Consider the following 13794-nt stretch of genomic DNA (forward strand, 5'->3'; position numbering starts at 1 on the left):
TTCGGTTCTCTTTCGTCCGTCGCCAGGTTTCCGGCAGATTACTCAATCACTTCCAGGACGATCTCCGCAATGTCCTTGATCTCGAGCGCCTGACCCGGCTCCAGGTCCAGGCTGCTGTCCGTAAAGTTCGTGATGCAGTAAGGACAGGAGGTGGCCAGCACCTGGGCATCGACATCGACTGCCTGCCGAAGCCGCAGGTCGGAGAAACGCTCCTCCTTGGGGGTCTCCATCCAGATCCTGCCGCCACCGCCGCCGCAACAGAAGCTGCTTTCCCGGTTATCGGCCATCTCCCGCAGGTCCAGACCGGGGATGCCCTTCAGGACCTCACGCGGCTCGTCGTAGATCCCGTTGTGACGCCCCAGATAGCAGGGATCGTGATAGGTGACTCTCTTGGCGAACTCCCCGGTGATCTTGAGCCTCCCCTCATTGATGAGTTGGGCAATGTACTGGGAGATGAACACCACCTCGAAGTTGACCATGAACTCGGGATACTCGTTCTTGAAGGTATGGTAGCAGTGGGGAGAGGAGACCAGCACCTTCTTCACCCCGTTGTCGATGAACTGCTTGATGTTCTCCTTGGCCAACCGCTTGAACAGATCCTCGTTGCCGGTCTTGCGGATGCTTTCCCCGCAGCAGCTCTCCTTGGAACCGAGGATGCCGAAATCCACGCCGGCCTTGTTGAGCACTGCGGCCGTGGCGGCAGCAACCTTCCTCATGCGCGGGTCGTAGCTCAGGTAGCAGCCGGTGAAGTACAGGAGTTCCATCCCTTCGGTGTAAGGTTTTACCGGCAGATCCTTTGCCCAGTCCCCCCGCTTTGCCCGCTCACCGCCTATGGAGTTCCCTTCGGACGTGAGACTGGCCACGACGTTGCGGACCGTGCCGGCCTGCCCCGGATAGACGTCGTATTCCGCGGCGATCTTGCGCAGGGCAACCCCGGCCTCTATCTGGTTCACGCCCCTGGGGCAGCGGCTGGGGCAGGTGCCACAGGTGCTGCAGCGCCAGATATCCTCCTGCTCGATCTCTGCCAGTCCGAACGTGCCCTGGCGGACAATCTTGCGCATGCTGAACTTCCGGACCCTGTTCCACGGACATACCGAATCACACAGTCCGCACTGATAACAGTACTTAAAAGAATCGCCACCCTTTTCCTTGATGACATCAACTATTTCTTTATAAGGGGTTACGGTCTCCACGATATCACCTGTCCCGTTCTTTCGATTTAGCGTTTCTCTTTGGATATCTGCGCAACCGCATCAGCTACCTTCTCGATGCCAAACCTGGTTACCAACGACTCCAGGCCAATCTCCATCTCTTCCTTCTTTTGTTCGTCCACGACATCAACTTCCCGTTCCGTGATGGTCAGGGCGCCAACCAGGCACCACTTGACACACAGCGGCTCCTCTTCGCCATCGCACAGGTCGCATTTCAGCGGCAGGCCGGAATCGGGTTCCCGGAACAGATCACGGGACGGGCAGGAGGCCCGGCAGAAACCGCACTCGTCATATTCCTTGCCGTCAATAATGTACTTGTCCCGGCCGATACATTCGGATTCCGTGTACTCACCCGCGTAGAGGGGGACATAGATGTCTCTGAGCGGGTCACGCACCACCCTGACCCTGGAGCGGGCCGGGTTGTTGCTGCTGTATTTCGGCATGGCATGGAAAGCGGAGCAGATCACCTCGCAGGCCCGGCAGCCGTTGCATTTGTCGGCATCGATATTGATGGTTTTGACTATTCTTTTGTTCGTATCACTGTTCAAGGTCACGCCCTCCACTCTTGTGTGTCCCTAATGCCGCAGGAACAAGTTCTCACTACCCCGCCAGAATTCCCCTCTTAAGGAATTCCTCGCTTACGTAGCCCAGGCCCAGTTCATCCAGGGTTTCCTTGGTAGGGATACCGTCGTCATTCCACCCCTTGAGCTTGTAGTACGAATCCAACAGATCCTTCTCAAGCTCCGGGAACCTGTTTTTCCAGTGGTTCGCCGGCGGAGTCTCGTCGATCCGTCTCATGCCCCTTCTGATGTTTATGGCCCTGACCAGGGTGCGGTATCGCTTGGCCGCCTTGGTCAGCTTTTCTTTATCCATGTCGATCCCGGCCCCTGCCGAGATGAACTTCGGATAATTGTGGATGTGATACGGGGGCTTCAGGGGGAATGACGATAGACCGGCACATTGACCGAGGGCGTCATCGATGTAATGCATCATCTCCTGCCAGTCAACGATATCGCAGCACATGTCCACTGTCGGGTAGTGCGGCATGGATTTTTCACCGCGCGGTTCCCAATCCAGGAAAATCTGCTTGAATTTCTCATCCGGAACCTGGAACCAGTCCTTGACAAACGCCTCCCGCTGCTCTTTTGTGGGATACGGTGCCTGGGGGAACTGCCCTTCGATCTGGGTGATGTTTATCTTCTCCCCGGTGCAATACATGAGGTAGTAGATGGGGTTCAGCATGGAGAGCTTGAGCGGCAACTGCTCGTGCTTCTTGATGTTGTTGTGGGCGTACTCTTCCGCGCCCTTGCCGATCTCCTGTGCCGCCCAATAGGTACCGTTGGCCAGCAGATCGCCGATACCGTCCCGCGTGACGATCTTGTCAAGCAGATAGAAGAATCGTCCTTCGTTATCCTCCGGCATCCCCGGAAAGTCGGCGTCGGTCAGTATCCCTTTCTCGAGGAGCTCAAGGGCAAAGGCCATCACCTGCGGCGCGGAGAAACCGTCCAGCCCGTACTCAGTGGCCTTCTGGGCGATCCGCAAACCGAAATCCAGGTCCGAATAGGCGCCCATGGTATAGGTGAGCTTGGTGAAACATTTCATCATGTAGGTTGGCAGCCCCTCCATGGAAATGGTCGCACCGCACTTCATCGGGCAGTTGTAACAGCTGATCAGGCGCGTCCTGGCCTTCTCCATCGTCTCCGCCCAGGCCTTGTCGACATCCTCGGTCCAGAAATCCTTGCGACGGGTGCGGGCATTGCCCCAGTTGAAGTTCTCGGTATGCCACTTCTCATCATGAACCTTCATCTCCTGCGGCGACCCGAGGCCGGCAAGAATCGGCATGACGTCGGGGATCGGATTATCCTCCCGGTGTTTTATGTAGCCGAGCACTTCGTTACAAAGATCCATATACTCTTGCGGCTTGGCGACACAGAGATCCTTTGTCCCGCGCACCACGACCGCCTTGACCCCTTTGTCTCCCATGACGGCACCGATACCGCCGCGACTGGCACTTGACCTGCCCTGTTCGATGGAAGCATAAAAGACCCGGTTTTCTCCGGCCAAGCCGATGGCCGCCACCTGAGCACTCGGTTCATTCAATTCCTTCTTGATGATCTCGGCGGTCTCGATCGCCCCTTTGCCCTTCAAATGGGAAGCGTCACGGATCTCCACCTTGTCATTGTTTATGTACAGATAGACCAAGTTGGGGGACTTGCCGCGGAGGATCACCTTGTCATACCCGGCATACTTCAATTCCGGCGCCCAGAACCCCCCCATCATGGAAAATGCCATCAACTTGGTCTGGGGAGAAATGGTGGAAACTATTGTGCGGTTGCACCCGGTAGCCGGCGTTCCGCATAACAGGCCTGCCGCAAATATCAGGAGGTTATCGGGTGAAAATGCATCGACTTCAGGGGGGACCCTGTCCCACAGCAGCTTGGCATTTGTTCCCAGACCACCGAGATACATCTCGGTGTCTCTCGGATCGGTTGCAACCCTCTCGATAGCTCCACGGGACAGGTCGATCTCCAAATTGTATCCAGTCTCTGCGTACCTCATTCGCTCTCCCCTTCCAGATCACCTTAATTCATGGTGTCGGCCAACAAGACCGACTCAAACACAGCGCGCCCGTAACAGCAAAAACCAATTCACGTAACTTGGTACCAGAATACCATTTTAATAATTCGTTGTCAAACAAATTTTGTATACACGGACACACTTCCCATCGCATTTCCAACCACCAGCAGACCGCAATGAAGCAACCTGGTACCATAATACCGTTTTTATTCTTGCAGTCAAGTTTTTTTCAGTAGAACACCATTTTTATTTTAGTGCCTGCAACAGAAAGGAGATGAGGGCAGACTACGGGGGATCATACCTGCCGTGATCTCAAAATGGCAGCCGTAGTGCTTGTTTCAGGACTGAGTGTCGAGCTTTTCAATCAGTGAAACGTAATTTCATTATATGTATTATTCCGAGACAACAGACAGTCGTGACCTGACGGGAATTCATTGTCCGGCAACAGATTCCGGGCGCACACATACCTTCCGAACTGAAACGCTTAGGCAAGCTCTTTTCCATGTTTTTAAGGAAGTATTATTGCTCTGGAGGTATGGGTAAATCAAACATCGAACTGAAAATTGATTCTGATCTGAGCGCAGAGCACCAGCGCTTATAACGCCCGATAGGATTCGGGTCGTAACTGTACCTGCCCCTGGATCGCGGCATCGAGCAGGGCCAATGCCCTGGCCTTGCCCCGAGGCATCTCCACTTTGAGGGGGAGGTAGTTGGAAGCGTGGTTGGCCATGAACAGCCCCTGCGACAGCTCAGTATGGGCAAGCATTTCCCGCAGCTCCGCCAGCAGCTCCACCGGCGTTGGCACCTGGTGCTCTCCCCGGTTTACCCGTTCTTCCAGTTCGGTCCCCGGGCAGAGGATCATTGACAGAGCACCGACATAGTCGGGGTCCATGGCCGTGAGCAGGTGGCCGGTCTGGCGTCCGTGATCAAGGCTGCGCCCGGTTGGCGCGATACCGAGCAGAACGGTCACGGACAGCCCGATGCCGGCGGCTTTCACCTTCTGTCCCGCCTCGATCAACTGCTCGGCACTGGATTCCTTCCGGACATAGTCAAGGGTCTGCGGATCACCACTTTCAACCCCCAGGTAGATGATGCCGAGCCGGTTGTCGGCCAGCCATGCCAGTTCTTCGGGAGTCTTTTTACGGATGCCCCGGCCGGTGGCGTAGACACCCACCCGCTCCACCCACGGCAGATAGTTGCGTATAGCGGGCAGAAGCCAGCGCCACTCGTTCATCGGCATGATCAGGGCGTCACCGTCGGCGACGAACAGCCGTTTGAAACCCCGGTAGAGGCGGGCGGCCTTCTGCAGGTCCGCCTCGATGGTGGCCCGGTCTTTGATCCGGAACCGCTTGTCCTTGAAGCTGGCGCAGAAGGTGCACCGGTTGTGGGAACAGCCTATGGTTGCCTGCAGGATGATGGAGCGGGCTTCGCTGGGGGGACGATAGATGGCGCCTTCGTAATCAAGGCTGTCACGATTCCACATCGGGCGCCCCCTCATCTCCGAGTTCCTTCCACTGGTAGTCGATGAGTTCGAGGAGTACGCCATTCATTGTTTTCGGGTGAATCATGGCATACTCGCAGTCCCTAAACGGCCGGGCCTTACCGGTACTGTCGCCGGGAAGCGGGTCAACGGGCGGGATGAACGGATATCCCCTCCCCTCCAGTTCCTGAACGGCGTGTCTGGTGTTCTCGACGTTGAGGCCAACGAGCATGATCCCCTCGCCGTTCTTCTCGATCCATCTGGCGACCGGGCCGTCGGGAGTGGTGGACTCCATCAGCTCGAACCCCACCCCGGCCAGCCAGTAACGGGCAACCCGGATCTTCTCCGGCTCGTCTTCGTAGGAGTCGTCAGGACAGCTCTTGCCGAGGACCGGTTCCCAGACCTTCCGGGCGGCATTGAGGTCCTTCACCGCTATGCAGAGGTGATCCAGTTTTTTGACCTTCATCCTGCCCTCCGTAGTCGTGCCGTAAGTTACCCCCCTTTCTTAAAGGGGGACTTGCTAATGCAGGACCGTTGATCTGACGAACAGGCCCCCTCTTGGATCAAGAGGGGGCCTGTTCGTATCTTGCCTTTTTGTTGACAGTCAGTTGTTACTTCTTGACAGCCGGCATCAGGCTATCGATGATCTCCTCGGTCCACGGCGTCCCCTTGGCCAGGGCCTGACGCAGTTTAACGAAGTCGATCTCGCGGCCGGTTTCCTTGGTCCCTTCGTTGAACGCCCTGAAGCCGGTGCGGGCCTCGTTCATCATGTTCAGCGCCAGCCAGGCGCGGGAGTTTTCCTTGTTCAGGTTCCACGCCTGCAGTTTCGGCTTGCGCAGCTCTTCCAGGCTTTTGGTCATGCACTCCGGGAAGGTATCCAGCAGCTTGGCGCACAGCTCCTCGACCTTCTGATCCAGCATGCCGAGGTCGACCTCCCCTTCCTTGATCAATGCCTGGCCTTCCTTGAAGGCGGCACCGGTCTTGAACTCACCGTGAACGATCCGGCCGTACTCGTCCAGCATCCGGTCGGTTACGACGGTCGGGTTGGCGACGAATTTGCCACCCACCTTCAGCGCCGGCACTACGTCGCAGATGATCCCCAGACGGGCCGCCTTGTGAGCCGAAAACGGCTCGCACAGCGTACCCGAAACCATGGCCTGCTCGCAGCCGATCATCAGCGGCAGGAAGTCGGTGGCCCCGCCGATGGCGGCCGAACCGTGCTTGGGACCGGCCTGGCCGAAGTTGGCCAGATCCTGGGCGATGGTGAAGTCGCAGGCCATGCCGATCTCCTGCCCGCCGCCGATCCGCATCCCGTTCACCCGGGAGACAACCGGCTTGTCACAACCGAGAATGGCCGAGACCATGTCGTTGAACAGCCGCATGTACTGCCGGTACTCCTGGGGGTTGCCGGCGTAGTACTCGGCGTATTCCTTGGTGTTGCCGCCGGTACAGAACGCCTTGTCGCCCACGCCGGTGAACACCACGGCGTTCACCTCGCGGTCGGCCGAGGCGCGGCGGAAGGCCAGGATGACGGCCTTGACCATGTCGGTGGTGTAGGAGTTGTACTGCTTGGGATTGTTCAGGACGATCCAGGCGTTGTAGATCCCCTCCGCCACGCTGCCGTCACGAAGCTTGGCCGGCCGCTTCTCATATCGCACCATGCCGTCGCACAGGCTCTCCACGTCTCGGTCGATCAGGTTGTGATCGATCAGGTGCTTCGGTGCGGTCCGGGCAATTATCTCGTCTGTTGTGGCCATCGTTTCTTCCTCCTATCGTTGAGTTGGGTAATTTGTTTCACAACAAAACATCGTTTAACACCACATTCATGTAAACTGGTACCACTATACCAAAATAACGTCAAGCATTTTTTGTTTGCCGATGAATCTTTGGGAGAATTTTTCCCGGCAAGTCCAACGCAGGCGGGGCTGAGCCGATGCCCTGCCCCCACCTTATTTGTCCCCAAATGTCAAAATACTTGTCGTCGTGGGGGGCAATTCGAAAATCTATTCACCCTGACCAGCGTCACAACTGCTAGTTAGTTGACACTCCTGGGTTTTTAACGTAATCTTATATTCAACTATCTATTCAATGATCAATTCAGGAATCCAACCAAAAATGAGCACAATTTCGAGGGAAAAGTCCCAGCAGCAACTGCTCGCAATCCTGGCGGTAAGACCTGCCAATGCCGCTGAACTCATGAAGCGTCTGGATATCAGCCAGGCTTCGCTTTCCAGGTTGCTGACATCCCTTGGCAACAGCGTCCTGACAATCGGCAAGGCCCGGTCGACCATATATGCACGACCCAGGAACATAAGAGGTTTGGGCCACGAATTCCCCGTGTGCCAGGTCGACAAGGACGGGAACGCACGAATCGCAGGAAAGCTGTACTCGGTCTGGGAATCCTCATACTTCTGGGAACCGGCTGAAGACGGCCCGCCGGTCCTCTATAGAGACCTCCCCTGGTTCATCCGTGACATCTGTCCGGAGGGATTCGTCGGGCGGGCCTTTGCGCATCGCCAGCACCAGGACCTGAACCTGCCGCCGCGTCTTATAGACTGGAACAACGATCATATGTTGATCGCTCTTTCCTACCGCGGTGAAGACTGTATGGGGAACCTGATTCTCGGCCACGAATCCATTACCAGATACTTCGAGGCGGTGGCGTCACCTAAACAGATCATAGATCTGTCAGAGCGGGCGAGCGAGTACCCAAGGCTGGCAGAGAGAGCAATCGCGGGCGACCCTGCCGGCTCATCAGCTGGCGGCGAACAGCCCAAGTTCACTGCCATCATCAATGATGGCGACATCCACCATGTACTCGTCAAGTTCTCGCCCGGGATGGATACGGAAGAAGGCCAGCGCTGGGCTGATCTGCTCATCTGCGAAAGCATCGCGTCCGAAATCATCGCAGCATCGGGAATACGGGCAGCTGAAAGCATGATCCTGCAGGCTGGCGACCGCACCTTCCTGGAGGTCAGGCGCTTTGACAGAATCGGCCTTTCCGGCCGGCTTCCGATGAATTCCCTTGGCGCTGTCGATAACGAATTTGTTGGCCAGGGTAGCAACTGGGTCACGATGGCAAACAGGCTGGAAGCAGAGAGGCTGCTCTCCCCCGGGGAGGGATCGGCGATTCGTTGGTTGTCCCTTTTCGGCGATTTGATCGGGAACACTGACCAACACTTCGGGAATATCTCGCTCATCCCGGCCGGCTTGAGCCACAAGCGCTTCAGCCTGGCACCGGCATACGACATGTTGCCCATGCTCTATCGTCCGAAAGAGGGACGGGGCCCAAAACCGGAGTTTACCCCGCGACGAACGCCAGCGGCCCTGGAATGGACTTCGGCGCTGGACGCTGCACTACGGTTCTGGGGCCAGGTGGTGAAAGATTCCAGAATTTCCGAGGAGTTTCGCCGCACGTGCAGTGGCAATATCGAGACACTCAGAGCACTCCAAGGCGGCCCTCGTCTTGTATCTTTGTCGGAAGGAGCTGAACCGGTGCCTGGGCAACGGAGCCGTTAAGGAGCAGCCATTGCTGATTGGCCTCACCGCTCTTTTCTTTCGCCCCTTTTGCCACCCTCGTCGTCTTATTGTGGATTCAAGTCCCATGACAACATCCCCTTGCCCCCCCTACAACTCCCAATTCCGTCTAAAGTAATTCGCCCCCTGCAAAGCCGGGGGCTTTACGATTGCTGGCCCCTCAAGGGGCCTATTCGCAATCGATTAAGACAAAATCAAAACCCGAAACTGCAACATCTAGGCATACTTCCGGAACTGTCGAACGTTGGGGGTCCCCCACCAGAGGTGGGGGTTTACCCAGAAGAAATTACCCTCACAGTTAACGATATTGTGGCGGTCATTCAGGAGCGCCCTGCGTTGGCACCCTTGGCACTACCTCGGACTACTTGTAGTCAGCGAGATCTTCCAGCTTCCATTTGCCGTTTTCCACCTTCAGCACACACATGCCCAGTTGGTTGATCCCCGTATGATCGGTGGGGGAAAAGGTTAAAACCATCCCGGCGCCCTTAAGCCCTTTGGTGCTCTCGATGGCGTCACGTAAAGCAACCCGGAATTTCTCCGTACCGGGCTTGCCAGCCTTCAGGGCCTTGGGGACTGTCGCTTCAAGGATCTTCATTGAATTCCAGACCTGGGCAGCAAACATGGAGCGGGGTCCGTACTTCGCTTCATAGGCCTTCGCAAACGCCAAAGCTTCTCTCTTGGCTGGATAGTCAGCTGGCAACTGTTCCGCCGCAAGGAGAGGTAATCCGAGCATGAACGAACCCTCCAAGGCCTTCCCGCCGACACGGAGAAATTCAGCGGAGGCAGAACCGCCCGACTGGTAGATCTTGCCCTTGTAGCCGCGGTCGATCAGCGCAATATGCGGAAGTGCCCCCGGCGTCCCGGAGGCCGCGATATATACTGCATCGGGATTCCCCTGCATCGCATGCAATACCTGACCGGTGGCACTGGTGTCGGTTCTCTTGTATTTCTCGACAGTCAGGGTCTTGATCCCCTTTTGATCTGCGAGCTTCTTGTATGCCGCAACACAACTCTCACCGTAGGCATCATCCACGGAGATTACCGAAACTGTTTTGACCCCTTTCCTGACCATGTGCCTGATCAGGGCGGCAGCGTAGATATCAGCGGTCGGCGGGCCGTAGAAAATCCACTTGCGCTTTTCATCACCGGCGGCAATAGGGGCGGGACTTGGTGCAAGCTGGATCATGGAGGTCTTGGCTTCAGCAGCTACTGAAACAACCGCCAGGCCGGCCGGTGAAGTGGTTGGCCCGATCAAAAAATCGGCCTTTCCCTCCGAGATCAGGCGTTTCACGTTCTGCACGGCGGCGGTGGTATCGGTGGCGTCATCATAGACCACGTAGCGGACCTTCTGCCCGGCAATGACCGAGGGACCGAGGGTGACGGCATTTTTTTCCGCCATGCCGAGAGACGCCGCCGGGCCTGTGGAAGAGAGGTTCACACCAATCGTGATGTCAGCCCGTGCAGCAGTGGCGGTCGCCATGACGGCAACCATACTGATAACGACCATACTCCGTTTCATATCACGCCTCCTTTAAGTGGGTGGCCCTTGCAAGCGCACCGGTTGTGTCCCTGCTACTCGTTTGTTTTTTGCGCTATTCGATGCCGTTATTAGTCGGGACCCTCTCGGATAGCTAGCCCGCCCCATGCCCACCATGGCCGTGGATGTCGCACCCCGGCCTCCCCTCCTCCTGCGACGTCCGGACCTCCTCAGACATAACGCCAGCCCCGGCCCTTTTTCCCAGGAGGGCCCTGGCAACAAGGGTCCTGGCGATCTCAACCTTGTATCCGTTACGGCTCAGCGGCCGTGCGCCCGTTACCGCCAGTTCGCCTGCCTGGGCCGCCGAATCTTCGTTCAGGGGACGCCCCAGCAGGAACTCCTCTGCCGCCATTGCCCGATGAATGCCAGGAGCCACGGCGCCCACGGCTATTCGAGCGTCGCTACAGACGCCATCACTGACACTGACAGCGGTTGCCACACTGACAATGGCGAAATCGATCGGCTTTCTGAGGGTGAACTTGTGAAAGGTCTGCCGGCACGGACCGGTAAGTGCCGGGATCTCGATCTCCCTAACCAGTTCATTTCCGTTCAGAACGTTGCCCAGGGGGGTGTAGAACTCCCCGATCCCTATCCGCCGCTCACCGGCCGGCCCGACCACGACCAGCTGCGCATCGTAGAGGGCCAGGGCCACCGCGGTATCGGAGGGACAGACGGCGAAACAGCGCCGCCCCTCCATGATGGCGTGCTGGCGGTTGTCGCCTTTCACGGCCAGACAGGGACCGTTCCCCTTGCGGGCGCAGTTTATGGGGCCGCCCAGGTGGCGGGGATAGCGGTAATAGCAGCAGCGCACATCCTGGCAGATATTGCCGCCGATGGTGGCGACGTTGCGGAGCTGGGGGGAAGCCACGCTATGGGCAGCCTCGGCCAGCGCTCCGTACCGCTCCCTCAAAAGGGGAGAATTCGCCAGGTCAACGAGCCTTGCCAGGGCGCCGATCCGCAGCACGCCCTCATCCGTCCAGATCTGATCGAGTCCGGTGATGGTCTTTATATTGACGATCGCCTCGGGATATTCCGGCAGGAACTCGTCCTTCAGGAGGCCGAAGAGATCGGTTCCCCCGGCATTGAGCCGGGCCCTGCCGTTGTACGACACCAGTGCCTCTACCGCCTCATCGACACTCCGGGCATTGAGATGGACAAAGGTTCTCATCGGGCACCTCCGCGGCCGGCCGACACCCTGCCGAGTGCGGCAAGGACCCTCTCCGGGGTGACCGGATATTCGTTCAGCCAGACGCCGAGCGCGTTGGAGACGGCCATGAGGATCGCCATGGGGCCGGGCGACGTGGCCACCTCCCCCACGCCGATCGCCTTGAAGCGGTGGCTGGCAACCGGGGTCTCCAGGACCACGTTGTCGATGACCGGGAGTTCGGCAAAGGTACGCCACTTGTAGTCGATCATGTTGGCATTGAGGATATGGCCGGTGGTACGGTCGAGCACCGTTTCCTCGAACAGGGCACTGTCGATGCCGGAGGAGCCGAGGCAGCCGTTCAGCTGCCCTTCCAGGCCCGGCGGGTCGATGATCTGCCCCACATCGGTGGCATTCACCACCCGGATCAGATCCACCTTGCCGGTCGCCGTATCCACCTCCACCTCCACGAAGGTGGTCATGCAGTTGGCCAGGGTAAAATCCGGGTCGAACCGGCCGTACCCCATGATGGTCCGCTCGTGCCCCATCGCTTTCCAGTGGAGGCGCCTTTCCGGGTTCGACCGGACATAGATCACCCCGTCTTCCGTCTCCAGCTCCTCAGGCTGCGCATCCAGGCGCGGGGCGACCAGTTCGAAGAGTTGGCGCCTGGCGTCCTCCGCTGCCCTGATGGCCGCGCTGCCGATGGCGTAGGTCCCCCGGGAGCCGAACGGGCCGTACTCGAACGGGTTGATCAAAGAGTCGGCAGGCGTCACCGTGATCCGCTCCATGGGGATCTGCAGCACCTCGGCCACCATCTTCACGTAGTTGCTCCGCTGCCCGGTGCCGTGCTCCGTGATGCAGGAAAAGAGGATGGCACTCCCGTCGGGGTGCAGGCGCACGTAGGCCTCCGACGAATCCTCGCCGATATCGGCATTGCCGTGCACCCCGACCCCGACCCCCCGCCGTTTGGCACCGTCAACGGAGGTCGGTTTCAGCCAGCCGTGCCACTTCTCCTGCCAGCCGAAACGCTGCGCACCCTTTTCCATCGCCTCGGTGTAGTCGATCCCCCGGTAGGTGTACCAGTTGCCATCCCGCCAGAAGTAGCCATCGCCCGGCTTCACGTAATTTTTCTTGATGAATGCCACCGGGTCGAGCGCCAGCTTTTCCATGGCCTGGCACAGCACCGGGATAAACGCACATTTCAGTTCCTGGCCACCGAACCCCCTGACACTGCCCGAGGCGTTCCGGTTGGTACAGACAACGGCGGTCCGCAGATCCCAGTTGGCGCAGCGGGTCATGATCTGCACCTCGCCGCACCCCACGGCAACCTGGGCCTGCGTCGTCGCGGAGTAGTACCCGGTATCGACAAGCCAGGTGCCGGAAACCGCGGTCACCGTGCCGTCCCTCTTCATCCCTACCTTGGCATGCATGCGCGAGCCCGGCCGCAGGACAAAGGCGGCGATATGCTCTTCCTTGGTAAAGATGATCTTGACCGGCCTCCCCGTGGCCCGGCTCAGGAGCGTCGCATAGGCCTGCACCTGCCAGGACATGAGCTTGGTGCCGAAGCTGCCGCCGCAGGCCGCGCCATGGGTGCGCACCTCTACGTGCCTTCCGAACAGATGGAACAGGATGATCTTGTCCAGGTATGATGCCTGGTTCGACACCCAGAGCGTCACCCGGTCCGGCTCCTCCCACAAGGCCACCGCCCCCGGCGGTTCGGGCGGAATCGGGTTGGGTATGTTTTCGTAGCCGAAGCTTCCTTCGGCTGTCACGTCCGCCTCACGAAACCCCTTTTCCACGTCTCCCGTGACGACTTCCGTCAGGCAGGTGGGACCAAATGTCGGGGTACCGGGGGTGACGATGTTGCCGGGCAGTTCGTCGTAGAGTTGGGGGGCACCGGGCTTCATTGCCTCCTCAACATCGAAGACGGCGGGAAGCGGTTCGTATTCCACATCGATGAGCCGAAGCGCCTCTTTGGCCAGCTCTTCGCTGTCGGCGGCCACGATCGCCACGGCATCCCCAACGTAGCGCACCTTGCGGTCCAGGATGCGGACCACCCGTGGGGTCCCGCCCCGCCAGTCGGGCACGTCCTCCCAGGTGAGGACGGCCCGCACCCCGGGAAGGCTCTCCGCCCGGCTCTTGTCGATCCGCCTGATCAAGGCGTGGGGATGCGGGCTGCGCAGCACCCTGCCGTACAGCAGATTCTGGAACCGGATGTCATTCAGATATGCCGTTGCCCCGGTAACGACGTCCCGTGCATCCTTGCGCCGGGTCGGCTTGCCGATGAAGCGGTACTCTTCGGCCATGG

General features: G+C 58.7%; 10 protein-coding genes. 1 reads left to right on the plus strand and 9 read right to left on the minus strand.

The genetic code is table 11. The annotated features are described in order from the left end of the window. Positions 1-38 precede the first annotated feature (38 nt). The 6 genes from JN12_RS15275 to oah form a co-directional block, all read right to left on the minus strand. Positions 39-1193, minus strand: coding sequence for a (Fe-S)-binding protein (locus tag JN12_RS15275; protein ID WP_145024287.1), 1155 nt, complete (start codon positions 1191-1193; stop codon positions 39-41). A gap of 26 nt (positions 1194-1219) precedes the next feature. Then, positions 1220-1759, minus strand: a complete 540-nt coding sequence (locus JN12_RS15280; protein WP_145024289.1) for a 4Fe-4S dicluster domain-containing protein — start codon at positions 1757-1759, stop codon at positions 1220-1222. Positions 1760-1811: 52 nt separating this feature from the next. Next, complete coding sequence (locus JN12_RS15285; protein ID WP_145024291.1) at positions 1812-3770, minus strand: aldehyde ferredoxin oxidoreductase N-terminal domain-containing protein; 1959 nt, start codon at positions 3768-3770, stop codon at positions 1812-1814. Between the two features lie 613 nt (positions 3771-4383). Then, positions 4384-5271 carry a radical SAM protein gene (locus tag JN12_RS15290; RefSeq protein WP_145024293.1) on the minus strand — a complete coding sequence of 296 codons (888 nt, stop codon included), beginning with the start codon at positions 5269-5271 and terminating at the stop codon, positions 4384-4386. Beyond that, complete coding sequence (locus tag JN12_RS15295) at positions 5258-5734, minus strand: VOC family protein (RefSeq protein WP_145024295.1); 477 nt, start codon at positions 5732-5734, stop codon at positions 5258-5260. Before JN12_RS15295 ends, JN12_RS15290 begins: the two co-directional genes overlap by 14 nt. A gap of 145 nt (positions 5735-5879) precedes the next feature. Beyond that, on the minus strand, positions 5880-7025 hold the full coding sequence (gene oah / locus JN12_RS15300) for a 6-oxocyclohex-1-ene-1-carbonyl-CoA hydratase (RefSeq protein ID WP_145024297.1): 1146 nt from the start codon (positions 7023-7025) through the stop codon (positions 5880-5882). A gap of 358 nt (positions 7026-7383) precedes the next feature. Between oah and yjjJ the strand changes: the two genes are divergently transcribed. After that, entirely contained in the window at positions 7384-8787 is a 1404-nt protein-coding gene (gene yjjJ, locus JN12_RS15305; RefSeq protein WP_170241941.1) for a type II toxin-antitoxin system HipA family toxin YjjJ, read from the plus strand. Between the two features lie 379 nt (positions 8788-9166). Here the strand turns inward: yjjJ and JN12_RS15310 are convergent, their stop codons facing one another. The 3 genes from JN12_RS15310 to JN12_RS15320 form a co-directional block, all read right to left on the minus strand. Further along, a complete protein-coding gene (locus JN12_RS15310; RefSeq protein ID WP_145024301.1) occupies positions 9167-10324 on the minus strand; it encodes an ABC transporter substrate-binding protein in 1158 nt (385 codons plus the stop codon). A gap of 112 nt (positions 10325-10436) precedes the next feature. After that, entirely contained in the window at positions 10437-11510 is a 1074-nt protein-coding gene (locus JN12_RS15315; RefSeq protein WP_145024303.1) for an FAD binding domain-containing protein, read from the minus strand. Further along, positions 11507-13792: a xanthine dehydrogenase family protein molybdopterin-binding subunit gene (locus JN12_RS15320; protein ID WP_145024305.1), complete on the minus strand. Its 2286-nt coding sequence runs from the start codon at positions 13790-13792 to the stop codon at positions 11507-11509. Before JN12_RS15320 ends, JN12_RS15315 begins: the two co-directional genes overlap by 4 nt. Positions 13793-13794 lie beyond the last annotated feature (2 nt).

Source organism: Geobacter argillaceus, from assembly GCF_007830735.1.
GTDB lineage: Bacteria > Desulfobacterota > Desulfuromonadia > Geobacterales > DSM-12255 > Geomobilibacter > Geomobilibacter argillaceus.